The organism is Pseudomonas sp. B21_DOA (assembly GCA_030544685.1).
Taxonomy (GTDB): Bacteria; Pseudomonadota; Gammaproteobacteria; order Pseudomonadales; family Pseudomonadaceae; genus Aquipseudomonas; species Aquipseudomonas fluorescens_AO.
Genome location: CP086683.1, coordinates 5,663,799 through 5,685,309, shown reverse-complemented (window position 1 = coordinate 5,685,309; position 21,511 = coordinate 5,663,799). Strand labels below are relative to the sequence as shown.

Here is a 21,511-nt window from a genome sequence, read left to right as displayed (position 1 = left end):
GGCTCGCTCCCACAGGGGTTTGCTACGAGCAAAAAATCTGTGTTCACCACCGACACTGTGGGAGCGGGCTTGCCCGCGAAGAGGCCCGCTCAAACAACAAAAAACTACTAAGCCACACCCGAAATTTTCGCCGAACCCGGCTCTGCCATAAATCCAATAACATTCGGAGTAAGTCGCCCATGGCTCGTTTGCAACGCACCCTTTCGCTAGGGTCGGTGGTGCTGTTCGGCATCGCCTACATGACGCCGATCATTGTCCTCGGCACTTTCGGCATCCTCGCCCAGTCCACCGCCGGCATGGTGCCGGCGGCCTACCTGGCGGCGCTGGTGGCAATGTTCTTCACCGCGATGAGTTACGGACGCATGGCCGCCGCTTTCCCGGTGGCGGGCTCGGCCTACAGCTACGTGCGCAAGGCAATCAGCCCGAAACTCGGTTTCATTGCCGGCTGGGCGGTGTTGCTCGATTACCTGTTTCTGCCGATGGCGATCTGGTTGATCGGCGCGGCTTATCTGGCCTCGGCGTTCCCGTCGATCCCGCAGTGGATCTGGGTGCTGGCGTTCATCGGCATCACCAGTGCGATCAACATCGTCGGGCTGAAACTGGCTAACGGTATCAACGCCTTGCTGATGCTGGTGCAGTTCCTCGTGTTGATCGCCTTCGTTGCGCTATGCGTGCACTACATCGGCGGCGATGGGAGTACGCCGCTGTGGTCGATCAAACCGTTCTTCAACGGCGATATGCAGATGCCGCTGATCATGAGCGGCGCCGCGATCGCCTGCTATTCCTTCCTCGGCTTTGACGCGGTCAGCACCCTGACCGAAGAAACCCGCGATCCACGCCGGACCATTCCCCGGGCGATCATGCTGATCACTTTGATCGGCGGCCTGATCTTCGTCGGCGTTTCGTACTTTGTGCAGATCGCCCATCCGTCGTTCCAGTTCGACAGCGTCGATTCGGCTGCCTATGAAATCGCGCGCAACATTGGCGGCGATCTGTTCGTCTCGATCTTTCTCATCGGCCTGATCGTCGGTCAGTTCGCCTCGGGGCTGTCGGCCCAGGCCAGCGGTTCGCGCCTGCTGTTTGCCATGGGCCGCGACGGCGTCTTGCCGAAGTCGTTTTTCGGCACCTTGCACGTGCGCTTCGGCACGCCGGTCAACAGCATTCTGCTGTGCGCGGCGGTGGCCTTGCTGGCGCTGAAACTCGACGTCACCACCTCGACCTCGTTCATCAACTTCGGCGCGTTCCTGGCATTCAGCCTGGTCAACCTGTCGGTGATCTTTCACTACTGGATCGGCGGCGAGAAAAAGGCCCGCGCGAGTTGCTGCTGTTTTTGCTCTGCCCGCTGATCGGTCTGGTGGCCGACCTGTGGCTGATGGTCAGCCTTGATCATCTGGCGGTGTGGCTGGGGCTGAGCTGGTTGGCGATTGGCGTGGTTTACCTTGCCGTGTTGACGGGCGGTTTCCGCCGTCAGCCGCCGGAACTGGATTTTCAGGAAGCGACCTGAGCCTCGCGGCTTGGCTTCCCTCTGACGGGCATGGGATCCTTGGCGCTTTTGCGCCAGGGGATTCCTTTATGTCGACCATTCATATCGCCGCCGCGCTGCTGCTCAACGCCCAAGGCCAGACCCTCCTGGTGCGCAAGCGCGGCACCACCGCCTTCATGCAACCGGGTGGCAAGATCGAAGCCCACGAATTGCCAGTGCGCGCGTTGGCCCGTGAGCTGGAAGAAGAGTTGGGGCTGCAGATCGACCCGGCGCAGGCGATTTTCCTCAACAGCTTTTCCGCCCCCGCCGCGAACGAGCCAGGCTTCATCGTCCATGCGGAAATCTTTCAACTGACCATCGACACTGACGTCTGCCCGGCGGCGGAAATCGAAGAGGTCATCTGGGTCGATCCGGCCACTGACCCGGCGCTCGAGCTGGCGCCATTGACACGCGAGCACATCCTGCCGTTTTATCGCCGTTCACTGACTGCACTCGCCTGATCATTCCCGCAAAGGACTTTGCCATGATCCCGCTGCAAGACTTGCTGATATTCGCCGCCGCCGCATTGCTTATGGTGCTGACGCCGGGGCCGAACATGATTTACCTGATCTCGCGTTCGATCTGTCAGGGACGTCGCGCGGGGGTGACTTCGTTGCTTGGCGTGGTCGGCGGGTTCTTCGTGCATATGTTCGCGGCAGCGGCCGGTCTGACGGCGGTGTTTCTCGCCGTGCCGATGGCTTATGAAGTGTTGAAATGGGCCGGCGCGTTGTACCTGCTGTGGCTGGCCTGGCAAGCGCTGAAACCCGGCGCACGTTCGCCGTTCGAAGCTCAGCAATTGCCGCCGGACTCGTCGCGCAAACTGATCACCATGGGCTTTCTCACCAGTGCGCTGAACCCGAAAATCGCCGTGTTCTATCTGTCGGTTTTTCCGCAATTCATCAGCCCGGAACATGGCTCGGTTTTCACCCAGAGCATCATTCTCGGCCTGACGCAGATCAGCGTCAGTTTCAGCGTCAATCTGTTGATCGCGCTGTTCGCCGCAGGCATCGCCTCGTGGTTTGTGCGCAACCCGACCTGGCTGGCGCTGCAACGGTATTTCATGGGCCTGGTCCTCGGCGGCCTCGCAGTGCGGTTGATGCTCGAACAGCGGCGGACCGCCTGACATGTGGATCGAACGGCTGGATGCCAGCCACGCCCTGGCTTACCGAGAACTCATGCTTGAAGCCTATGACCGGCATCCGCAGGCCTTCACTTCCAGCGTGCGCGAACGCGCGGTGATGCCGTTGAGCTGGTGGGAGGCGCGGCTGACCAGCAAACTCGATGTGGTGTTGGGAGCATTCGATGCCGCGGCATTGGCCGGGATTGTCGGCCTGGCTTTCGAACCGCGCGAGAAGGCACGACACAAGGCCACGCTGTTCGGCATGTATGTCTCTGCGGATTTTCGTCGCCGGGGGCTGGGCTTTGATCTGGTGCAGGCGGCATTGGCCGAAGCGCAAAAGCATCCGGCGCTGAAACTGCTGCAGCTCACCGTCACCGCCGGCAATGGCGCGGCTTTTCAGTTGTACCAGCGTTGCGGCTTCATTCAGTACGGCCTCGAACCGCTCGCCGTGCGGGTGGGCGAAGACTACTTCGACAAGATCCACATGTGGCGCGAACTCTGACCCAGCGATAATTTCCGCCTGCTGATCGTTCCCACGCTCTGCGTGGGAATGCAGCCCGGGACGCTCTGCGTCCCATCCAAAGCCGAACGCAGAGCGTCCGTTGAGGCATTCCCACGCAGAGCGTGGGAACGATCATCTCCTGCACAGGAAATCAGCGTACGGCACTGACCCCATCGAGGGTCGAGAACGATGTGTCCTTCGCCGTCAGGAGGAAATCGCGCATGTACGGCGCATCGAGCATGTCGGTGCGAATTGCCGCATACAGCGTCGCGAACAAGCCTTTCTCCCCCAGCCGTTTGCCCTTCACATAGCCGCGCGAGCTGTACTCATGCAGCGCCCAGTGCGGCATGCCGCAGACGCCACGGCCGCTGGCGACCAACTGCATCATCATCACCGTCAGCTCGGAAGTGCGCACCTGCGCCGGTTCAATGTCCGCGGGCTCGAGAAAGCGGGTAAAAATGTCCAGGCGATCGCGCTCTACCGGGTAGGTGATCAGCGTTTCCGTCAACAAGTCTTCAGGAACGATATACGGCTTGCTCGCCAGTGCATGCTGGTTGGCCACCGCGAGCATGGCTTCGTAAGTGAACAGCGGCACGTAAGTGATGCCGGCGATGTCCAGCGGATCGGAAGTCACCACCAGATCCAGATCACCACGGGCCAGTGCTGGCAGCGGGGCGAAAGCGAAACCCGAAGCCAGGTCCAGCTCGACTTCCGGCCAGGCATCGCGGAACTGGTCAATGGTCGGCATCAACCACTGGAAGCAGCTGTGGCATTCGATCGCCATGTGCAGACGCCCGGCGGTGCCACCGGCCAGACGACCGATGTCCCGTTCAGCGGCGCGCAACAGCGGCAGGGTGGCGTCGGCCAGTTGCAGCAGACGCAGACCGGCGCTGGTGAAGCGCACCGGTTTGGTCTTGCGCACGAACAACTGCATGCCCATGCGCTCTTCCAGCTCCTTGAATTGATGCGACAGAGCGGATTGCGTCAGATGCAGGCGGTCAGCGGCGTCCACCAGGCTGTCGGCCTCGCGCAGGGCATGCAGGGTTTTCAGATGTCGGATTTCAAGCACCGGCGGGCTCCATGAAAAAACTTGTGACGAATGCGTGGAAGGTGAGTCTGTCTCATGAGGCGAGCTTTGTCGATCTGTCGGTCCAGGTCGGGCAGGACAGTCCACAGCCGACCGCTCGGCACTCTTCATCAAACTGTCATCGAAGTGTGGCAGCGCGCTCGCACGAACTTCATCAGACTCGCGCTCTACTGGGGTGCTGCGTTTTGGTGTTTTTCATGTTCAAGAGATTGTTTTCAGTCGCGGCCGCGTTGGCCGCGCTTTTGTTAGGGGCCGGCTCGTGGGCAGCCGGGCGCTGTGATGTCAACGTGCCGACCGAGCACGCCGAGCTTGCGCAGGTCAGTCTTGCCTATCAGAGTATCGGCCGCGCGTCGGATCCGGCGCTGTTGCTGGTCATGGGCCTGGGTGGGCAGCTCATTCACTGGCCGGACGAAGTGGTGGTCGCGCTGTGCCAGCAGGGTTTCCGGGTGATCCGCTATGACAACCGCGACGTCGGCCTGTCCACTTGGCGGCAGGCGCCGGTCGAAGCCAATCTGACTTTCGAAGTGCTGCGTTACAAGCTCGGTCTGCCGGTTTCGGCACCGTACAGCCTGACTGACATGGCCGACGATGCGCTGGGTTTGATGACGGCGCTGAGGGTTGAGCAATTCCACGTGCTCGGCGCGAGCATGGGCGGGATGATCGCCCAGCACATGGCGGCGATGGCGCCGCAGCGGGTGGAAAGCCTGACGTTGATCATGACCACTTCCGGTGCTGAAGGCCTGCCGGCACCAAGTGCGGCCTTGGTGCAATTGCTCTCGCGCCGTGGCGCGCCGAACCGCGAAGTGGCGCTGGAGCAACAGGCCGATCTGCTCGCGGCACTGGGCAGCCCGGCGGTGACCGATGATCGTCAGGTCTTGCTGCAACAGGCGGCGGCGTCCTACGATCGCGCGTTCAACCCCGAAGGCGTCAAGCGCCAGATCATGGCGATCCTCGCCGAGCCAAGTCGGGTGGCGTTGCTCAATCAGTTGCGCGTACCGACGCTGGTGGTGCATGGCACGGCCGATCCGCTGTTGCCGGTGATGCACGGCGTACATCTGGCGGCGCACATTCAGGGCAGTCAGTTGAAACTGATTCCGGGACTGGCGCATCGCTTTCAGGAGGCGTTCAAGGAGCCGTTGCTGGCGGCGGTGCTCCCGTATTTGCAGGCGCATCGCGAGGACACTTCGCATTGGGCGCAGGTTGATCCAGCCGTGCGGAACAATTTGCTGTAAGAGCGCCAGCATCCTGTCGCCAAAAAATATCAATGTGCCACTATTGTTTGCCGCGTTGTTGCCGATAAGGCGCAGGAACGTTTTCAGACATAGGGACTTGATCCATGATTTTTCGCGCTACACGTCAATGGGCCGCACTGGCCCTGCTCGCCGTACTGACCCTCACCGGCTGTGCCCATGTGCAACCGCCGGTGCCGCTGGACAAACAATTCTGGGACGCCAAAGAGCCGACCATCGGTGTAGCCATTACCGTCGTACCGTCGCCAGTGCTGGCACTGACCGGCAATCAGGGCATCCTCGATTACGCCATCAATGCCGGCGTCAACAGCAAGCTCAGCGCCAACGTCGAGACCTGGCAGGTGCGCGACCTGGAAACCTTGCCCGACGCCATCGTCGCCAAGTTGCAGGCCAAGGGCTACAAGGCCAAGCGCATCGATGAGAAGGTCGATCTGAAGACCTTCAAGGAAGTCGATTTCCGCGAGGGCTACATGACCAAGGACATGACGCCGATGAAGGTCGCCCACGGCATCGATCGCCTGTTGCTGGTGTCGATTTATGCCACCGGTGCCACGCGCAGCTACTACAGCATCGTGCCCACCAGCGTGCCGATGGCCCAGGTTGGCGGCCAGGGCATGGTGATCGACCTGTCGGACAACAAACTCCTGTGGTACCAGCCATTCGCTGCAGTTCAAGCCGCGCAGGGTGAATGGGACGAGCCGTCCTACACCAACCTGTCCAACGCGTTCTATCAAGCGATGGATAACAGCCGTCAGCAAATGATCGCCCCGTTCGCGCAATGAAACGTCTGGCGCTGACCATCGCGGCGATCTCGCTGCTGGCGTTGCCTGGCTGTGCGCAGAAACCGGCACCCGAGGCCGGTTTCAAAGATCAGGCCGCCATGAGCTATGTGCAGGCGCACGGGCTGAAGGTGGACGTGCAACTGCCGGCGGAGTTTGTCGGCGCCAGCACGGTGATCGACAGCAAGGCGGCGCTGAACGCGGCGAATTCCAGCCACACACTGGTCTCCAGCTCTGGCGCAGGCGCCGGGCTGGCGGGCGTGCTGGTGGCCAGCCTGATCAATACGCAGATGGGCTCCGGTACGTTGCAGCGCGATGCCGAAAAAGCGGCGCTGAACGAATCGCGGCCGCTGGCCGACCTGCTTGCCGGCGTGCCCTTGCAGGAGCGCTTGCAACAGCGCTTTCAGGCGGCGTCGCAGGTGTCCGGATTCAAGCAGGGGACAGGTGCGGTCACGGCACGGTTGCTGATCGAACCGAAGCTGATGCTAACGCCTGATCGCGGCAGTTTCGTGCTGGTCAATCAGGTGCAATTACAGGATATCGCCGGCTCGCCGCTTTACCGCATGCGCATCGAAGTGGCCAGTCAGCCGATTCGTCGCTGCGGCAAGCAATGCATTGATGACGGCGGCCTCGACCTGGCCCAGGTCACCGCTGTGCTGGATGAATGCATTGACGAATCCATGCGCGTGTTGAGCGCCGACCTGATGCAACCGACGCCACCGCCCGCCGCGCAGGAAACCCTGCGTTACGTGCTCGACGGCCAGCGCGTGGTCGAGCGTGGTTATCAACTGGCGCAGAACGGCAGCTACTGGCGCTACCGCAACCTTTACGGTGCGGTGAAGTCAGTGCCGGTGCCGTTCGAGGACGCCTTGTCGTCCGCGCAACTGGCTAAGGTCTACGGCCGCTAGAGGTTGATGCCCGTGGGTTCAGGCATGCAGCCGGACCCACACGCTGACCAGCACAGTCGCCGCTATCAACCAGGCCACCGCCGCCACCGCCAGTGACGCTTCCAGGCGCATGCGGTCGACCATCACGTACAACGTCGCCAGATACACGAAGTAGGGAATGATCGACCACATGCCGAACACGATTGTGGTCTTCAGGTCGTCGACCGAACGGCCCTTGCCAACGATGTAGTGCGCAATCAGGGCAAAGGTCGGAAACAGCGGCACCAAGCCGGCGATGTAATAGTTTCTGGTCTTCGACAGTGCCGCGAGGATCAGCACCACTGCCGCGCCTATCGCGGCTTTGAGAATCAGATCCATCAGTGGCTCAGCCCGTACTTTTTGACTTTGTCGAACAGCGTGGTCTTGGCCATGCCCAGTTCCTGGCTGGCCTGGGTCAGGTTGCCGCCGCTGCGTTGCAAGGCGTCGACCAGCAAATTGCGCTCGAACGCTTCCACCGCTTCGGCAAACGCCAGACCCTGGCCGGCGCTGGCCCCCGACTTTTTGAAGGCCGGCAGGCCGAGGGCGAAGCGTTCGGCAACGTTGCGCAGTTCGCGCACGTTGCCCGGCCAGTCGTGGCTCATCAGGTTCGACAGGGTCTGGTTATCCAGCTCCGGCAGTGCGCGATCAAAGCGCAGCGCCGACTGCTGGGTGAAGTGTTCGAACAGTTGCAGGATGTCTTCGCGGCGTTCGCGCAGCGGTGGCAATTCCAGGGTCACGACGTTGAGGCGGTAGTACAAGTCGCTGCGAAACTCGCCGGCCTTGCTCGCTTCGTCAAGGTCGGATTTGGTCGCCGCGATCACCCGGCAATCCACTGCCACGCTCTGGTTCGAGCCGAGTCGTTCGAGGGTGCGTTCCTGCAACACGCGCAGCAATTTGATCTGCAACGGCAGCGGCATGCTTTCCACTTCGTCGAGGAACAGCGTGCCGCCGTCGGCGTGTTCGATCTTGCCGATCCGCCGTTTGCCGGCGCCGGTGAAGGCGTTGGCTTCGTGGCCGAAGATTTCACTTTCAAACAGATTTTCCGGCAGGCCGCCGCAGTTCAGCGCGACGAACTGTTTGCTGTGGCGCCGACTGAAATCGTGCAGGCAACGGGCGACCAGTTCCTTGCCGGTGCCGGTCTCGCCTTCGATCAAGACGTTGGCTGACGTGTCGGCGACGTTGGCAATCAGTTCGCGCAGGTTCTGCATCGCCGGCGAGCGACCGATGATCCGCCCTTCAAGGGAATCGCGTTCAGCCAGTTGCCGACGCAACGATGACACTTCGCGGGCGAGGCTGCGTTGCTCCAGCGCACGCCGCGCGACGTCCACCAGACGCTCCGGCGAGAACGGTTTTTCCATGAAATCGTAGGCGCCTTTCTGCATCGCGCCGACGGCCATGGAGATATCGCCGTGGCCGGTGATCAGCACCACCGGCAGGCTGCGATCGCGCTGCTTGAGGCGGGTGAGCAATTCCAGGCCATCGATGCCCGGCAGGCGGATGTCGCTGATGACGATGCCGGCAAAGTTGTCGCCAACCTGCGCCAGCGCTTCTTCGGCACTGCCGACACCGATGCAGGGGATGTCTTCGAGAGTCAGCGCCTGTTGGCAGCCGAGCAGCACATGGGGGTCGTCTTCGACAATCAGCACACTGAGTTCAGGGTTCATATTGGCTCGGCAGAAAGAGGGCTTACCAACGGTAAACTGAGGACAAAAGTGGTGCCACCGCCGGCCGGGTGTTCGACACCCAGATGGCCGCCGGTGGCCGCGGCGAGGCTGGCGGACAGGGTCAGGCCCAGGCCCAGGCCTTGCTCGCCGGGTTTGGTGGTGAAGAACGGTTCGAACAGATGCTTGCGCGCTTCGGCGTCGATGCCGTGGCCGTTGTCACGCACCCGCAAGCGATACTTGCCGTTGAATTCTTCACCCTCCAGCCACAGTTGCGGCTGCGGTTGCGCGTGCATGGCGTCGAGTGCGTTGCCGATCAGGTTGACGAGGATCTGTTCGAGACGGGTCTGGTCGATCAGCAACTGCACATCGGCAAACTGCCGGTGGATCTGCAGCGCGGCGTTTTCCACGCGCGCGCCGAGCACTTGCAAGGCGGCGTCGACGGCTTTGCCGAGACTGGCCTGGCCCTTGTTATCGCCACGTCGGGCAAACGAACGCAGGCTGGCGGTGATCCGGCCCATGCGGTCGATCAGATCATTGATGGTTTTGAGATTGGTGCTGGCGACGTCGAGCTGGCCGCGCTCGAGAAAACGCACGGTGTTGCCCGACAGCGTGCGCATGGCCGCCAGCGGCTGGTTCAATTCGTGGGCGATGCTGGTCGACATCTGGCCGATGGCGGCGAGTTTGCCGGCCTGTACCAGTTCGTCCTGGGCGCGGCGCAAGGTCTCCTCGGCCTGGCGGCGCTCGCGGATCTGACTCTTCAACCGTTCGTTGCTGGCGCGCAAATCGGCGGTGCGTTCGGTAATCCGACGCTCCAGTTGGCTGTTGGCTTCCTGCAACGCTTCGCGGGCGGCGAGGCGGGTGGCGAGGACTTTGCGCCGTTCATTCCAGGCGATCAGCAGGAAGGCGAACAGGGCAAACGCCACGGCGACCAGAATGCCTTGGTTGATCGCTTCGCGGCGCAGGTCCTGCAATGGTGTGAGCAGGGTGAAATTCCACGGCGTGTCGCTCAGGAGCCGTGTTTGCGCCAGATAACTGATGTCGTCTTCGTCGGGCTGCAATTCGCTGTTGGCCGGGAAGGTCAGTTTCTCCACGCCCTCGGCCAGGGTCTCACGGGCCAGCGGTTGCAGTTCGTTGAGCGGGAACCAGTAGTACTGCAGGCTGCGGGCAAGTTTTTCCTTGACCTCGTCGCTGAGCGGAATCACCGATTTCAGCCGCCTTGCCGGATCGCTGGAGAGAATGATGATGCCGTTCTCATCGCTGACGAACGCTTCCAGACGCGCCCGCTGCCAACGTTCTTCCATGGCTTCCAGACGCACTTTCACCACCGCGACACCGATGATCTTGCCGTGCTCTTCGAGGCCGTGGGCCAGGTAGTAACCGGGTTCGCCATTGGTGCTGCCGATGCCGTAAAAGCGTCCGGGCTGGCCGCGCACGGCGTCCTGGAAATAGGCGCGGAAGGACAGGTCTTCACCCAGATAACTGTCGACATCGCGCCAGTTGCTGGTGGCCATGACCCGCCCGGTGGTGTCCATCACGTAGATGGCGCGGCTGCGGCTGCGGCGGTTCAGGCCTTCAAGGTAATCGTTGACCGTCTGCCGGTGCTCCGGGGTCGGGTCGGCCAGCAGCTGCGGCACACTCGTTTCGAGTTCCAGCAGGCTGGGCAGGTAGGTGTATTTGCTGATTTCGCTTTCGACCGCGCGGGCGTGCAGTTCCAGCTGACGCTGGCCGTTCTCGCCGAGGCTGCGGATGCCGAAGTGTTCACTGGTCCAGAAGCCGATGAAACCCAGTCCGACCATCAGGGCGATGATCAGCGGCGGCAGGAACAGATGACGGATCAGACGGGGCTTCACGGCAAGTGATGGCTCTGCAGCGCGATAAAGAGTGGGGTCGCATTTCATCACAGATGCCTTGGGTCAACCACAACACAAATCTCAGGATCAGCATTGATCCAGTGTGGGAGCGGGCTTGCTCGCGAAAGCGGTGCATCAGTCGATGATGAGGTTGAAGTGCCGGCCTCTTCGCGAGCAAGCCCGCTCCCACAGTTGGGGAGCGGTTTTTTAGTGCTGCAGGATTTTCTCAAGGAAGTGCTGCGCGCGTTCGGAGCGGGCGCTGATGTCGCCGAAGAATTCCTCTTTCGGGCAGTCTTCGATGATCTTGCCCGCGTCCATGAAGATCACCCGGTCTGCCACTTTGCGGGCGAAGCCCATTTCGTGGGTCACGCACATCATGGTCATGCCTTCGTGGGCCAGTTGCACCATCACGTCGAGCACTTCGTTGACCATTTCCGGGTCGAGCGCCGAGGTCGGTTCGTCGAACAGCATGACGATCGGGTCCATCGCCAGCGCACGGGCAATCGCCACACGCTGTTGCTGACCGCCGGACAATTGCCCCGGATGCTTGTGAGCGTGTGCCGAGAGGCCGACGCGCTCCAGCAGTTGCAGACCTTTTTTGGTCGCCTCTTCCTTGCTGCGGCCCAACACCTTGATCTGCGCGATGGTCAGGTTTTCGGTGATGGTCAGGTGCGGGAACAGTTCGAAGTGCTGGAACACCATGCCGACGCGCGAGCGCAGTTTCGGCAGGTTGGTCTTCGGGTCGGCAATCGAGGTGCCGTCGACGACGATGTCGCCTTTCTGGAACGGCTCCAGCGCGTTGACGCACTTGATCAGCGTCGACTTGCCCGAGCCCGACGGGCCGCAGACCACGATCACTTCGCCTTTCTTGACCTCGGTGCTGCAATCAGTCAGCACCTGGAAGTCCCCATACCACTTGTTGATGTTCTTGATAGAGATCATACGGCGAACCTTTTTGCAGACGCTTGACCAGCAGCGAGGCGGAAAAGCTGATGATGAAGTAGACGACACCGGCGAAGATCAGGAACTCGTTGGAACGGCCGATAATGTCGCCGTTCGAGCGCGCGGAGTTGAGGAAGTCGACCAGGCCCACGGTGTAGACCAGCGAAGTGTCCTGGAACAGGATGATGCTCTGTTGCAGCAGCAACGGCGTCATCTTGCGGAACGCCTGGGGCAGGATGATCAGACGCATGGTCTGGCCGTAGGTCATGCCCATCGCTTGCGCGGCGGCCATCTGGCCTTTGGGAATCGACTGCACGCCGGCCCGGACGATTTCACAGAAATACGCCGCTTCGAACATCATGAAAGCCACGACGCACGAGGTGAATGCACCGATCGGCGTGTCTTCGCCGGTGATCCAGCGCAACACGAACGGCACCGCGAGGTAGAACCAGGTGATCACCAGCAGCAGCGGGATCGAACGGAAATAGTTGACGTACGCGCCGGCAATGTTCGACAGCAGTTTGCTTGACGACAGGCGCATCAGCGCCAGGATCGTGCCGAGCACGATGCCGCCGATCACGCCCATGACCATCAACTGCAAGGTCATGACCATGCCGTTCCACAGGCCCGGGATCGCGGGGATGATGCCGCTGAAATCGAAGTCCATTATTTACCCCCACGGAGATCAGGCCGGGCACCGCGACTTTCTTCTCGACCATGCGCATCAGCAACATCAGGCTCATGTTCAGGGTGAAGTAGATCAGCGTGGCCAAGGTGAAGGCTTCAAACAGGTTGGCCGAGAACTCGGCGGTCTGTTTGGTTTGTGCCAGCAGTTCCATCAAGCCGATCAGGGACGCCACGGAGGAGTTCTTGAAGACGTTGAGGAATTCCGAGGTGAGCGGCGGAATGATGATCCGGCACGCCTGCGGCAGCAGCACGTTCCAGTAGATCTGCGGCAGCTTGAAACCCATCGCGCGGGCAGCGGATTCCTGGCCGCGTGGCAGCGCCTGGATACCGGTGCGCACCTGTTCGCAAACACGGGCAGCGGTGAACAGACCCAGGCACACGACGACGCTCAGGTATGCCGAGGTGGTCGGGTTGAGGTCTTGCTTGTACCAGTCCTGCAGGTTCTGCGGCAGCAGGTCGGGTACCAGGAAGTACCAGATGAACAGCTGAACCAGCAGCGGCACGTTGCGAAACAGTTCCACGTAGCAGGTGGCGATGCCGGCTACGATGCGGTTTGGCACAGTGCGCATGACCCCCAGAATGGAGCCCAGCAGCAAAGCGATGATCCACGCCACGACAGCGATGCCGATGGTCCAGCCCAGGCCGGCGATGTACCAGTCGAGATAAGTCTCGCTGCCAACGCCAGTGGACTTGAAGAACACGCCCCAGTCCCAGTTGTAATTCATTAGGGTCTCCCCTCGAAATCGATCGATGTACAAGCACCCGCTTGGGGAAGTTCCTTTCCCGTCCGACGCGGAACGCCGGACACACGCGATCGGCTCGAAAACCGCCAGGTCGAGTGTTCCACAGCAAAGCCAGCAGGCAGTAACAGACGTCTGAGGGAGGTCGCTCCCTCAGACGATAAGGTTAGTCAGGAATCAGATTTTTACGTCAGGCGCCGGCTTGTCGCTTGGATTGGCGATCAGCTCCTTCACCTTGTCGCTCATCGGGAAGTTCAGGTTCAGGCCTTTTGGCGGGATCGGGCTTTCGAACCACTTGGCGTAGATCTTGTTGATCTCGCCCGACTTGTACAGGCCGACAATGGCGTCATCGACCGCCTTCTTGAACGGCGCGTCGCCTTTGCGAACCATGCAGGCATAGGCTTCGAAGGACTGCGGCGTGCCGGTGATGACCCAGTCAGTCGGCTTCTTGGCCTTGGCTTCTTCACCGGCCAGCAGGGCGTCGTCCATCATGAAGGCCACGGCGCGGCCGCTTTCGAGCATGTTGAAGGATTCGCCGTGGTCTTTGGCGGAGATGATGTTCATGCCCATCTGCTTGTCGGCGTTCATCGCTTTGATGATGCGCTCGGACGTGGTGCCGGCGGTGGTCACGACGTTCTTGCCTTTGAGGTCGGCGAAGTCGTTATAGGACGGCTTGCCTTCCTTGTCTTTCTTGACCAGCAGACGGGTGCCGATTTCGAAGATGTTGACGGTGAAGTCGACCTGCTGGGCGCGTTCGGTGTTGTTGGTGGTCGAACCACACTCGATATCCGCGGTGCCGTTCTGGATCAGCGGAATACGGGTTTGCGAGGTCACCAGGTTGTACTTGACCTGCAGGTCTGGCTTGTTCAGGTCTTTTTTCAGGGCTTCAACGATCGCCACCTGAATGTCGTGGGAATAGCCCACTGGTTTGCCAGAAGCATCTGCAATGTAGGAAAACGGAATTGAGCTGTCGCGGTGAGCGAGCGTGATGGTGCCCGAATCGTTGATTTTCTTCAGGGTGCCGGTGAGTTCGGCGGCGAAAACTGGCGTGCTGATCAGAGCGGCAGCAATGGCTGCGCCCAGGATATGGGGAACGATGCGCATCAAATTTTCCTCGACATTGTTTTTTTTATGGAGCCAGTTTGTCGGCCCTTTTTGTGCTTCGAATGCCTGACGGCTCCTGAAGTGTTGGCACAGCAGGCATTCGTCGAGAGAGTGTAGAGCATGAGTCGTGCCAGAGCAGGCGGCGATGGTTAACTAATTGATTTATAACGTTATTAAACTTTTGTGATGGTATTTTTGTGGACGGCTGATCCGGTTTACCGAATCGACCATAGAGTCTCGTTCGGAAAACCGAACGCGTTGTGAGGGCTATTTCAGGTTTCGCGACTCAAGGGCGTTTCGTGCAAATACAGCCACTTCACCCCATCTGTCTGTGTGCGCAGGATCGCCACCGACACGCGTTGATGTTCCGTGCCGTTCAACCGATGGGTTTCGACGTAGCTCAAGGCAAGTGTCTCGTTCTGCTGCCAGACCGTATGCAGATCGCTGATTTCAATCTCCAGTCCGGCCCTGGCGCCGACCGCCTCCCTGAACAGTTGCTCGACCTCGGAGCGATTCAAAGGAATCGCCGAAATGCCGATCATGCTGAAGTTGTCGGCGAATGCCTGCATTAACGGCTCGATGCTCGCGGCACCGTTGCCGTCGGCATTGTTGAATACCTGAAGGATCAGCTCGTGGACGTGGTGAACGCTGTGTTCGGCTTGGTCGATCGGGTCGTACGTCATGGACATTCCTTTGCGGGGTTCAGTTGATTCATCAGCAACAGCGGCAACAGGCCGACCAACGCTGCAATAGCGAAAGTTGCGTGATAGGCATGCGGAGGGCCGAATGGCTCGAGCAGTACATTGAAAATCATCAGAAACAGTGCGGCGCCGAGGCTGAAGGACACTTGGCGATTGATGTTCCAGATGACACTGGCCTTGTGTGTATCGCCACCAGCAAAGTCCATCAGTGAGGTGGTTTGCGCGGTATTCGCCCCGATACCGCCGCCGATGCCCATCAGGCTGTAGGCGCTGACGATGAGCCACAGATCACCTGGCACATCGACCAGCACCAGCGTGGCGATGCCGGCGCTGTGCAACAGCATGCCGAGGGTAAACAGGCGCTTGGCGCCGACCCGGTTGTAGACCCGGCCGCCAATAGTCATCGCGATGAATGCCCCGGTGGCGTAGAGGATCATGAACATTCCGGTCAGCCGGGCGCTGAAGTGCAGCGTGTTCTGCAGAAAGAAAATGCTCATCAGATTGACCCCGGTGAACACACCGGGAATCGCGTAATAAATGAAAATCGAGGTGCTGAGTCTTTTGCTTCTGAGCAAACTCAACTCGATGATTGCGTTGGTGCAACGGCGGTAGTGCAGCAGATAAAAGGCGACGAATATCAGGCCGGCCATGGGAAAACCCAGCGCTGCCAGCGGAGGATAATCGCCACCGTACAGCGACATGCCCATCAACAGGCTCGCGAGTGCTGCGCTGATTAGCAGCAGGCCTTTGATGTCCGGACGCTGAAGCTCGGCGGGTTTGCTTTCCCTGATCCATAACCAGGACAGCCCGGCGGCGATCAGCGAAAACGGGATGTTGCTGTAAAACACCCAACGCCACGAACTGCTGTCGACAATGAGCCCGCCGACGGTGGGTGAGATCGCTGGTGCGATCAGAGCGACGGCCATTATCAGCGTGGATATTTTCGCCCGTTGCTCGCCATGAAAAAGATTGAACGTCAGCGCCTGACCGACCGGGATCAACAAGCCGCCACCGATGCCCTGGACGAAGCGCCAGAGCACCAGTTCATGGAAACTGTCGGCCTGGCCGCACAGACATACCGCTGCTGCGAACAGCAACATCGAGGCCGTAAGGATTTCCCGGCTGCCGAAGCGTGCGGCCAGCCAGGTGCTCACAGGAACGATCAGCGTAAGACCGAGAATGTAAGCATTGCCGACCCACGCCACCGCTGAGCTGCTGACGTGCAAGGTTGCCGACAGACTGGGCAGAGCCACGGCCGACATGAAAATGTTGATGCAGTCGATGAAGAAGCCGAGCAGAAACACCGACGCGACTTTGTAGCGGTAACTCATGCTGTTTCCCCTTTGTCGTCGAGCATAGGGACGATAGACTCCGCGCGTCGATGCAATGGGGCTGAACACAATGTTTGAAGGGATTGAACGGTGATTCAGGGCGCTCTGCACACTCACTTGAATCGGGTGCAGACGTTTCTGGCGATCGTCGAACTGGGTTCATTCACCAAGGCTGCGAACCATCTGAACCTCAGCCGGGCCATGGTCAGTCTGCACATCAAAGCCTTGGAAGCGGCGCTGTCGACGACTCTGTTGTTGCGCAACAGTCGTACTGTGGCTCTTACCGAGGCCGGGCAAAGCTTTTACAACGAATTCAAAGCCATCGTGGCCGATATCGACACAGCTTTTGACCGGGTTATGCACGGCACGAACCGCGTATCGGGAACGTTGCGGATCAGTTCCACCAGTGAATACGGCGAGCGATTCATCCTGCCGCTGATTCCGCTGTTCGCCGAGCGCTATCCGGACATCCGCCTGTGCTACGACTTCAACTCTTCGCTGAATGATCTGCTCGCCGAACGGTTGGATCTGGTGATTCGCCTGGGCAACCTGGCGGACTCGGCTTTCAAGAGCCGGAAGCTGGCGGACTATGAAATCGTACTGGTGGCCACTGAAGGATTTCTGGCCCGCTATCCGGTAAAAACACCGCTGGATCTCAGTGCTGCGCCGTGGATCGCCAACAGCAATTTGCTAACGCCGACGCAGTGGGTTTTACGCGATGGTGTGGGGGAGGCGGCCGAAATCAATGGCGCCGGTCATTTCCAGTCAAACTCCTCGACGGCGATTCGTGCTATGACCTTGTCGTCGATGGGCGTGTCGGTGCTGCCAGCGTGGATGATAGAGGCCGATATTGTCAGTGGGCGTCTAGTCCGCGTATTGCCTGGATACTCGCTGCCCTTGCAGCCGATCAGTCTGGTATTTCCTGATACGCCGCACCTGCCGCACAAATCCCGGGTGTTTATCGATTTCCTGCTTGCACATTTGGGGCGTTGAAATCAAAAGCCCCTCACTGGACGCAACAAAAAGCCCCTGAATCTCTCGATTCAGGGGCTTTCATTTGAACGTTGAGATCAAGCCGCCTCGATCTTCCGATTCAGCTCAACCTTGCCCAAGTACGTCGCGAGCTTCTGCTGCTCCTCCGCCGTGGTGAACAGGCCAAGCTTGGTGCGACGCCACAGAATATCGTGCGCCGTGGTCGCCCACTCTTCGCTGCACAGGTAGTCGACTTCGCGGGTGTAGAGCCCGCCGCCGATGTGCTCACCCATGTCGGCCAGGGATTCCACGCCTTCGAGCATGCGCCAGGTGCGGCTGCCGTAGGTGACGGCCCAGCGCCGGGCGATTTCCGTCGGGACAAAATCGAACTTGTCGCGGATCCGCGCGCTCAGGGCTTCGGGCGTGGTCATGTCTTCGCCGCCGGGCAGGGTGGCAGTGGCCGTCCAGCTCGGGCGCATCTGGGTGAAGAACGGCATCAATTGCGCCATCGCCGACTCGGCGAGTTTGCGATAGGTAGTCAGCTTGCCGCCGAACACCGACAGCAGCGGTGCTTCTTCAGCGTTGCCCGACAGCGCCAGGGTGTAATCGCGGGTGACGGCGGACGGGTTGTCGGATTCGTCGTTGCACAGCGGCCTAACACCCGAGTAGCTGTGCAGGATGTCTTCGCGGCTGACTTGCTTCTTGAAGTGGGCGTTGACGACTTTCAGCAGGTAATCGGTTTCGCCTTCGGTAATCGCCACTTTCGCCGGGTCGCCGGTGTACTCACGGTCGGTGGTACCGATCAGCGTGAAGTGGTTCAGGTACGGAATAGTGAAAACGATGCGCTGATCTTCGTTTTGCAGAATGTGCGCGTGCTCGCCTTCGTACAGTTTCGGCACGATGATGTGGCTGCCCTGAATCAGGCGAATGCCATACGGCGATTCCATCTTCAGGTCGTCACGGATGAACTTGGCCACCCATGGGCCGGCGGCGTTGACCAGTGCTTTGGCGGTGATCGAAAACAGGCTGCCGTCGGCACGCTCCAGATGCAGATGCCACAGGCCTTTGGTGCGACGTGCGCTGACGCAACGGGTCTGGGTGTGCACATGCGCGCCTTTTTCGCGGGCAGCCATGGCGTTCAGCACCACAAGGCGGGCGTCATCGACCCAGCAGTCGGAGTATTCGAAGCCTTTCTTGATTTCGCTTTTCAGCGCGCTGTCGGCGCCGAACTTCAGGCTTTTCGAACCCGGCAGTTTTTCGCGCTTGCCGAGGTTGTCATAAAGGAACAGGCCGGCACGAATCATCCACGCTGGACGCAGGTGCGGGCGGTGCGGCAGCACGAAACGCATCGGCTTGACGATGTGCGGCGCCTTGGCCAGCAGCACTTCGCGCTCGGCCAGTGCTTCACGCACCAGACGGAATTCGTAATGTTCCAGATAGCGCAGGCCACCGTGGATCAGCTTGCTGCTGGCCGACGAGGTGTGGCTGGCCAGGTCATCTTTTTCGCAAAGGAACACCGAAAGACCGCGACCGGCGGCATCCGCTGCGATCCCCACGCCATTGATCCCGCCGCCAATCACGGCAACGTCATAGATCTCGGAGAGAGGGGCGTACGCAAGGTAGAGGTGGACATCGGCTGGCCTCGGTTCTTTTGGTTTTATGTCTTGGAAATCGAACATTAATGTTCATTTGCGAAAATGGTAGCCCATAAACACGCGCGCAGCCAGTCGCGTTCGATTGAAAAAACTCATCGAAGGGCGATTAAAAGAAAATTTTCGAACATGAATGCGCGCAAGGACGCAGAAGATGTGTTGCTTGATCGATTGTTTTCGCGAGCAGGCTCGCTCCCACATTTTGCAATGCATTCCAAGTGTGGGAGCGAGCCTGCTCGCGAAGGCGTCGGTTCGGTCAGTGAGGGAGAGGGATCAGACGACTTCCAGACGAATCTTGTGCTGGCTCAGCAACTGCGCCAGCGCCGGTACCGGCTGCTGATCGGTGACCAGGCAATCGATCAGGCTGATCGGCCCCAGTCGAATCATCGCGTTACGCCCGAACTTGCTTGAGTCCGCCGCCAGAATCACCTGCCGCGCGTTGGCAATGATCGCTTGGGAAACGCGAACTTCCTGATAATCGAAGTCGAGCAGGCTGCCGTCCTCATCAATCCCGCTGATCCCGACCAGGGCGAAATCGACCTTGAACTGATTGATGAAATCCACACTTGCCTGACCCACCACACCGCCGTCACGGCGCACGTTACCGCCGGTCAGCAGCACATCGAAATCATCCTTGGCGCTGAGCATCGAGGCGACGTGCAGGTTGTTGGTGATGATTTTCAAGTGGCTGTGATTGAGCAGGGCGCGAGCGATCGATTCGGTGGTGGTACCGATATTGATGAACAGCGAGGCGTGATCGGGGATCTGCGCGGCGATGGCTTCGCCGATGCGTTGCTTTTCGTCGCGCATCTGATCGGCGCGCATCGCATACGCGGTGTTTTCGACACTGGAATCGTACGCGGCGCCGCCGTGGTAGCGACGCAGCAGATTGGCTTCCGCGAGCTGGTTGATGTCACGGCGGATGGTTTGCGGGGTGACAACGAACAGCGTGGCCATTTCCTCGATGCTCACATAGCCGCGTTCGCGGACCAGCTCGAGGATTTGCTGCTGACGGGGAGGCAGATTCATGGGGCTTCCTTTGGGCTGCCGTGCAAAATTTGCCCATGATGCCGCAGGAATCCGCTCCCGACCAGTTAGATACCTATGTGTAACTCAAGGCTGGCTTATTCAGCGTCCTCACGCGCCCAGTCACGGGTGCGGCTGACGGCTTTTTCCAGCCTTTGTAGAGTTTCTCTTTCTCGGTTTCGTCAAGGCTCGGTTCGAACTCGCGCTCGATCACTGCTTTGCCGCGCAGTTCTTCCAGGCTACCCCAGAAACCGCAGGCCAGACCGGCCAGATAAGCCGCGCCCAGTGCAGTGGTTTCGCGCATTTGCGGGCGCTCGACCTGGGTGCCGAGGATGTCGGCCTGGAATTGCATGAGGAAGTTGTTCGCCACCGCACCGCCGTCCACACGCAGAGCCTTGAGGCGTTCGCCGGAGTCCTGCTGCATGGCGTCAAGCACGTCGCGGGTCTGGTAGGCGATCGATTCCAGCGCGGCGCGGATGATGTGATCGACGCGCACGCCGCGCGTCAGGCCGAACAGCGCGCCACGGGCATACGGGTCCCAGTACGGTGCGCCGAGGCCGGTGAACGCCGGCACCAGGTACACGCCGTTGCTGTCCTTGACCTTGTTGGCGAAGTATTCGGTGTCGTGGGCGTCGTTGACGATTTTCAGTTCATCGCGCAGCCATTGCACGGTAGAGCCGCCGTTGAATACTGCACCTTCGAGTGCATAGGCAACTTCGCCGCGTGGGCCGCAAGCGATGGTGGTGAGCATGCCGTGCTGGGATTTCACCGCTTTGTCGCCGGTGTTCATCAGCAGGAAGCAACCGGTGCCGTAAGTGTTTTTCGCCTGGCCTGGCTCGACACACATCTGGCCGAACAGTGCTGCCTGCTGGTCGCCGGCGATACCGCCGATGGCGATGCCGCTCTTGGTGCGACCGTAGATTTCCGAGGAGGCTTTGACTTCCGGGAGCATCTCGCGCGGGATGTCGAGGATTTCCAGCATCTTCGAATCCCACTCCAGCGAATGGATGTTGAAGAGCATGGTGCGCGAGGCATTGGTGTAGTCGGTGACGTGCACCTTGCCGCCAGTGAATTTCCAGATCAGCCAGCTATCGACGGTGCCGAACAGCAGTTCGCCGTTGCGCGCGCGCTCGCGGCTGCCTTCGACGTTGTCGAGAATCCACTTCAGTTTGGTTCCGGAAAAGTACGGGTCGGTGACCAGGCCGGTGGTGTCGCGGATGTAGTCTTCGTGACCATCACGCTTGAGCTGCTGGCAGATTTCGGTGCTGCGGCGGCACTGCCAGACGATCGCGTTGTACACCGGGCGGCCGGTGGTCTTGTCCCAGACCACGGTGGTTTCACGCTGGTTGGTGATACCGATCGCGGCCACTTGGTCATGATGCAGGCCGGCCTGGGCCAGCGCTTCCACCATCACCGCGCTCTGGGTGGCGAAGATTTCCATCGGGTCGTGCTCGACCCAACCGGCCTGCGGGTAATGCTGAACGAATTCGCGCTGCGCGGTGCAGACCACGTTCGCATCGCGGTCGAAAATGATCGCGCGGGAGCTGGTCGTACCCTGATCAAGGGCAATGATGTAGTTCTTGTTCTGAATGTCGGTCATGTCGATTGCCTTGGACGAAATAAGGGAGAGTGGGCCGTGGCGCCGGCTCGGATGGG

At 60.2% G+C, this 21,511-nt stretch carries 18 protein-coding genes and 3 pseudogenes; 8 read left to right on the top strand and 13 right to left on the bottom strand.

All coding sequences use genetic code 11. The annotated features are described in order from the left end of the window. The first annotated feature begins 179 nt into the window (after nucleotides 1-179). The 4 genes and pseudogenes from LJU32_26335 (at nucleotide 180) to LJU32_26320 (ending at nucleotide 3,144) form a co-directional block, all read left to right on the top strand. Nucleotides 180-1,504, top strand: a pseudogene (locus LJU32_26335) (APC family permease). Nucleotides 1,505-1,572: 68 nt separating this feature from the next. Beyond that, nucleotides 1,573-1,983, top strand: coding sequence for an NUDIX domain-containing protein (locus LJU32_26330; protein WKV88797.1), 411 nt, complete (start codon nucleotides 1,573-1,575; stop codon nucleotides 1,981-1,983). A gap of 23 nt (nucleotides 1,984-2,006) precedes the next feature. Further along, nucleotides 2,007-2,645, top strand: a complete 639-nt coding sequence (locus LJU32_26325; protein ID WKV88796.1) for a LysE family translocator — start codon at nucleotides 2,007-2,009, stop codon at nucleotides 2,643-2,645. 1 nt (nucleotide 2,646) lies between these two features. After that, nucleotides 2,647-3,144, top strand: coding sequence for a GNAT family N-acetyltransferase (locus tag LJU32_26320; protein WKV88795.1), 498 nt, complete (start codon nucleotides 2,647-2,649; stop codon nucleotides 3,142-3,144). Between the two features lie 151 nt (nucleotides 3,145-3,295). Here the strand turns inward: LJU32_26320 and metR are convergent, their stop codons facing one another. Next, on the bottom strand, nucleotides 3,296-4,213 hold the full coding sequence (gene metR / locus LJU32_26315) for a transcriptional regulator MetR (protein WKV88794.1): 918 nt from the start codon (nucleotides 4,211-4,213) through the stop codon (nucleotides 3,296-3,298). Nucleotides 4,214-4,428: 215 nt separating this feature from the next. Between metR and LJU32_26310 the strand changes: the two genes are divergently transcribed. The 3 genes from LJU32_26310 to LJU32_26300 all read left to right on the top strand — a co-directional run bounded on the left by LJU32_26310 (nucleotide 4,429) and on the right by LJU32_26300 (nucleotide 7,168). Next, nucleotides 4,429-5,463, top strand: a complete 1,035-nt coding sequence (locus tag LJU32_26310; protein WKV88793.1) for an alpha/beta fold hydrolase — start codon at nucleotides 4,429-4,431, stop codon at nucleotides 5,461-5,463. Nucleotides 5,464-5,567: 104 nt separating this feature from the next. Beyond that, nucleotides 5,568-6,263 (top strand): hypothetical protein, encoded by a 696-nt coding sequence (locus tag LJU32_26305; protein ID WKV88792.1) that lies wholly within the window; start codon nucleotides 5,568-5,570, stop codon nucleotides 6,261-6,263. After that, a complete protein-coding gene (locus tag LJU32_26300) occupies nucleotides 6,260-7,168 on the top strand; it encodes a hypothetical protein (protein ID WKV88791.1) in 909 nt (302 codons plus the stop codon). Before LJU32_26305 ends, LJU32_26300 begins: the two co-directional genes overlap by 4 nt. A gap of 18 nt (nucleotides 7,169-7,186) precedes the next feature. Here LJU32_26300 and LJU32_26295 read toward each other — a convergent pair whose 3' ends face one another. The 9 genes and pseudogenes from LJU32_26295 to LJU32_26255 all read right to left on the bottom strand — a co-directional run bounded on the left by LJU32_26295 (nucleotide 7,187) and on the right by LJU32_26255 (nucleotide 16,205). Then, nucleotides 7,187-7,516 (bottom strand): GlpM family protein, encoded by a 330-nt coding sequence (locus LJU32_26295; GenBank protein WKV91207.1) that lies wholly within the window; start codon nucleotides 7,514-7,516, stop codon nucleotides 7,187-7,189. A gap of 8 nt (nucleotides 7,517-7,524) precedes the next feature. After that, nucleotides 7,525-8,850: a sigma-54 dependent transcriptional regulator gene (locus LJU32_26290; GenBank protein ID WKV88790.1), complete on the bottom strand. Its 1,326-nt coding sequence runs from the start codon at nucleotides 8,848-8,850 to the stop codon at nucleotides 7,525-7,527. Continuing rightward, nucleotides 8,847-10,748 carry a sensor histidine kinase gene (locus LJU32_26285; GenBank protein WKV88789.1) on the bottom strand — a complete coding sequence of 634 codons (1,902 nt, stop codon included), beginning with the start codon at nucleotides 10,746-10,748 and terminating at the stop codon, nucleotides 8,847-8,849. The genes LJU32_26290 and LJU32_26285 overlap by 4 nt, the downstream gene beginning before the upstream one ends. 159 nt (nucleotides 10,749-10,907) lie before the next feature. Further along, the gene (locus LJU32_26280) at nucleotides 10,908-11,642 is read right to left on the bottom strand and encodes an amino acid ABC transporter ATP-binding protein (GenBank protein ID WKV88788.1); all 735 of its coding nucleotides are present in this window, start codon (nucleotides 11,640-11,642) and stop codon (nucleotides 10,908-10,910) included. Next, on the bottom strand, nucleotides 11,587-12,309 hold the full coding sequence (locus LJU32_26275) for an ABC transporter permease subunit (GenBank protein WKV88787.1): 723 nt from the start codon (nucleotides 12,307-12,309) through the stop codon (nucleotides 11,587-11,589). The genes LJU32_26280 and LJU32_26275 overlap by 56 nt, the downstream gene beginning before the upstream one ends. Nucleotides 12,310-12,316: 7 nt before the next feature. Continuing rightward, nucleotides 12,317-13,054: pseudogene (locus tag LJU32_26270) on the bottom strand (amino acid ABC transporter permease). Nucleotides 13,055-13,246: 192 nt separating this feature from the next. Further along, nucleotides 13,247-14,173: a glutamate/aspartate ABC transporter substrate-binding protein gene (locus tag LJU32_26265; protein ID WKV88786.1), complete on the bottom strand. Its 927-nt coding sequence runs from the start codon at nucleotides 14,171-14,173 to the stop codon at nucleotides 13,247-13,249. Between the two features lie 272 nt (nucleotides 14,174-14,445). After that, complete coding sequence (locus LJU32_26260) at nucleotides 14,446-14,856, bottom strand: DUF4440 domain-containing protein (protein ID WKV88785.1); 411 nt, start codon at nucleotides 14,854-14,856, stop codon at nucleotides 14,446-14,448. After that, entirely contained in the window at nucleotides 14,853-16,205 is a 1,353-nt protein-coding gene (locus LJU32_26255; GenBank protein ID WKV88784.1) for an MFS transporter, read from the bottom strand. The genes LJU32_26260 and LJU32_26255 overlap by 4 nt, the downstream gene beginning before the upstream one ends. Nucleotides 16,206-16,310: 105 nt before the next feature. Here LJU32_26255 and LJU32_26250 point away from each other — a divergent pair, with 105 nt between their 5' ends. Beyond that, nucleotides 16,311-17,198: a LysR family transcriptional regulator gene (locus LJU32_26250; GenBank protein WKV91206.1), complete on the top strand. Its 888-nt coding sequence runs from the start codon at nucleotides 16,311-16,313 to the stop codon at nucleotides 17,196-17,198. Between the two features lie 77 nt (nucleotides 17,199-17,275). Here the strand turns inward: LJU32_26250 and glpD are convergent, their stop codons facing one another. The 3 genes and pseudogenes from glpD to glpK form a co-directional block, all read right to left on the bottom strand. Beyond that, nucleotides 17,276-18,856, bottom strand: a complete 1,581-nt coding sequence (gene glpD / locus LJU32_26245) for a glycerol-3-phosphate dehydrogenase (protein WKV88783.1) — start codon at nucleotides 18,854-18,856, stop codon at nucleotides 17,276-17,278. Between the two features lie 246 nt (nucleotides 18,857-19,102). After that, nucleotides 19,103-19,858, bottom strand: coding sequence for a DeoR/GlpR family transcriptional regulator (locus tag LJU32_26240; protein ID WKV88782.1), 756 nt, complete (start codon nucleotides 19,856-19,858; stop codon nucleotides 19,103-19,105). Between the two features lie 95 nt (nucleotides 19,859-19,953). Then, a pseudogene (gene glpK / locus LJU32_26235) lies at nucleotides 19,954-21,455 on the bottom strand (glycerol kinase GlpK). Between the last annotated feature and the right edge of the window lie 56 nt (nucleotides 21,456-21,511).

What these genes read in the sequence shown, in the direction of transcription:
- LJU32_26290 (WKV88790.1), bottom strand. Translation starts at nt 8,850, where the DNA reads ATGAACCCTGAACTCAGTGTGCTGATTGTCGAAGACGACCCCCATGTG.
- LJU32_26330 (WKV88797.1), top strand. Translation starts at nt 1,573, where the DNA reads ATGTCGACCATTCATATCGCCGCCGCGCTGCTGCTCAACGCCCAAGGC.
- LJU32_26300 (WKV88791.1), top strand. Translation starts at nt 6,260, where the DNA reads ATGAAACGTCTGGCGCTGACCATCGCGGCGATCTCGCTGCTGGCGTTG.
- LJU32_26285 (WKV88789.1), bottom strand. Translation starts at nt 10,748, where the DNA reads ATGAAATGCGACCCCACTCTTTATCGCGCTGCAGAGCCATCACTTGCC.
- LJU32_26310 (WKV88793.1), top strand. Translation starts at nt 4,429, where the DNA reads ATGTTCAAGAGATTGTTTTCAGTCGCGGCCGCGTTGGCCGCGCTTTTG.
- LJU32_26280 (WKV88788.1), bottom strand. Translation starts at nt 11,642, where the DNA reads ATGATCTCTATCAAGAACATCAACAAGTGGTATGGGGACTTCCAGGTG.
- LJU32_26265 (WKV88786.1), bottom strand. Translation starts at nt 14,173, where the DNA reads ATGCGCATCGTTCCCCATATCCTGGGCGCAGCCATTGCTGCCGCTCTG.
- glpD (WKV88783.1), bottom strand. Translation starts at nt 18,856, where the DNA reads ATGTTCGATTTCCAAGACATAAAACCAAAAGAACCGAGGCCAGCCGAT.
- LJU32_26255 (WKV88784.1), bottom strand. Translation starts at nt 16,205, where the DNA reads ATGAGTTACCGCTACAAAGTCGCGTCGGTGTTTCTGCTCGGCTTCTTC.
- LJU32_26260 (WKV88785.1), bottom strand. Translation starts at nt 14,856, where the DNA reads ATGACGTACGACCCGATCGACCAAGCCGAACACAGCGTTCACCACGTC.
- LJU32_26325 (WKV88796.1), top strand. Translation starts at nt 2,007, where the DNA reads ATGATCCCGCTGCAAGACTTGCTGATATTCGCCGCCGCCGCATTGCTT.
- LJU32_26305 (WKV88792.1), top strand. Translation starts at nt 5,568, where the DNA reads ATGATTTTTCGCGCTACACGTCAATGGGCCGCACTGGCCCTGCTCGCC.
- LJU32_26320 (WKV88795.1), top strand. Translation starts at nt 2,647, where the DNA reads ATGTGGATCGAACGGCTGGATGCCAGCCACGCCCTGGCTTACCGAGAA.
- LJU32_26275 (WKV88787.1), bottom strand. Translation starts at nt 12,309, where the DNA reads ATGGACTTCGATTTCAGCGGCATCATCCCCGCGATCCCGGGCCTGTGG.
- LJU32_26240 (WKV88782.1), bottom strand. Translation starts at nt 19,858, where the DNA reads ATGAATCTGCCTCCCCGTCAGCAGCAAATCCTCGAGCTGGTCCGCGAA.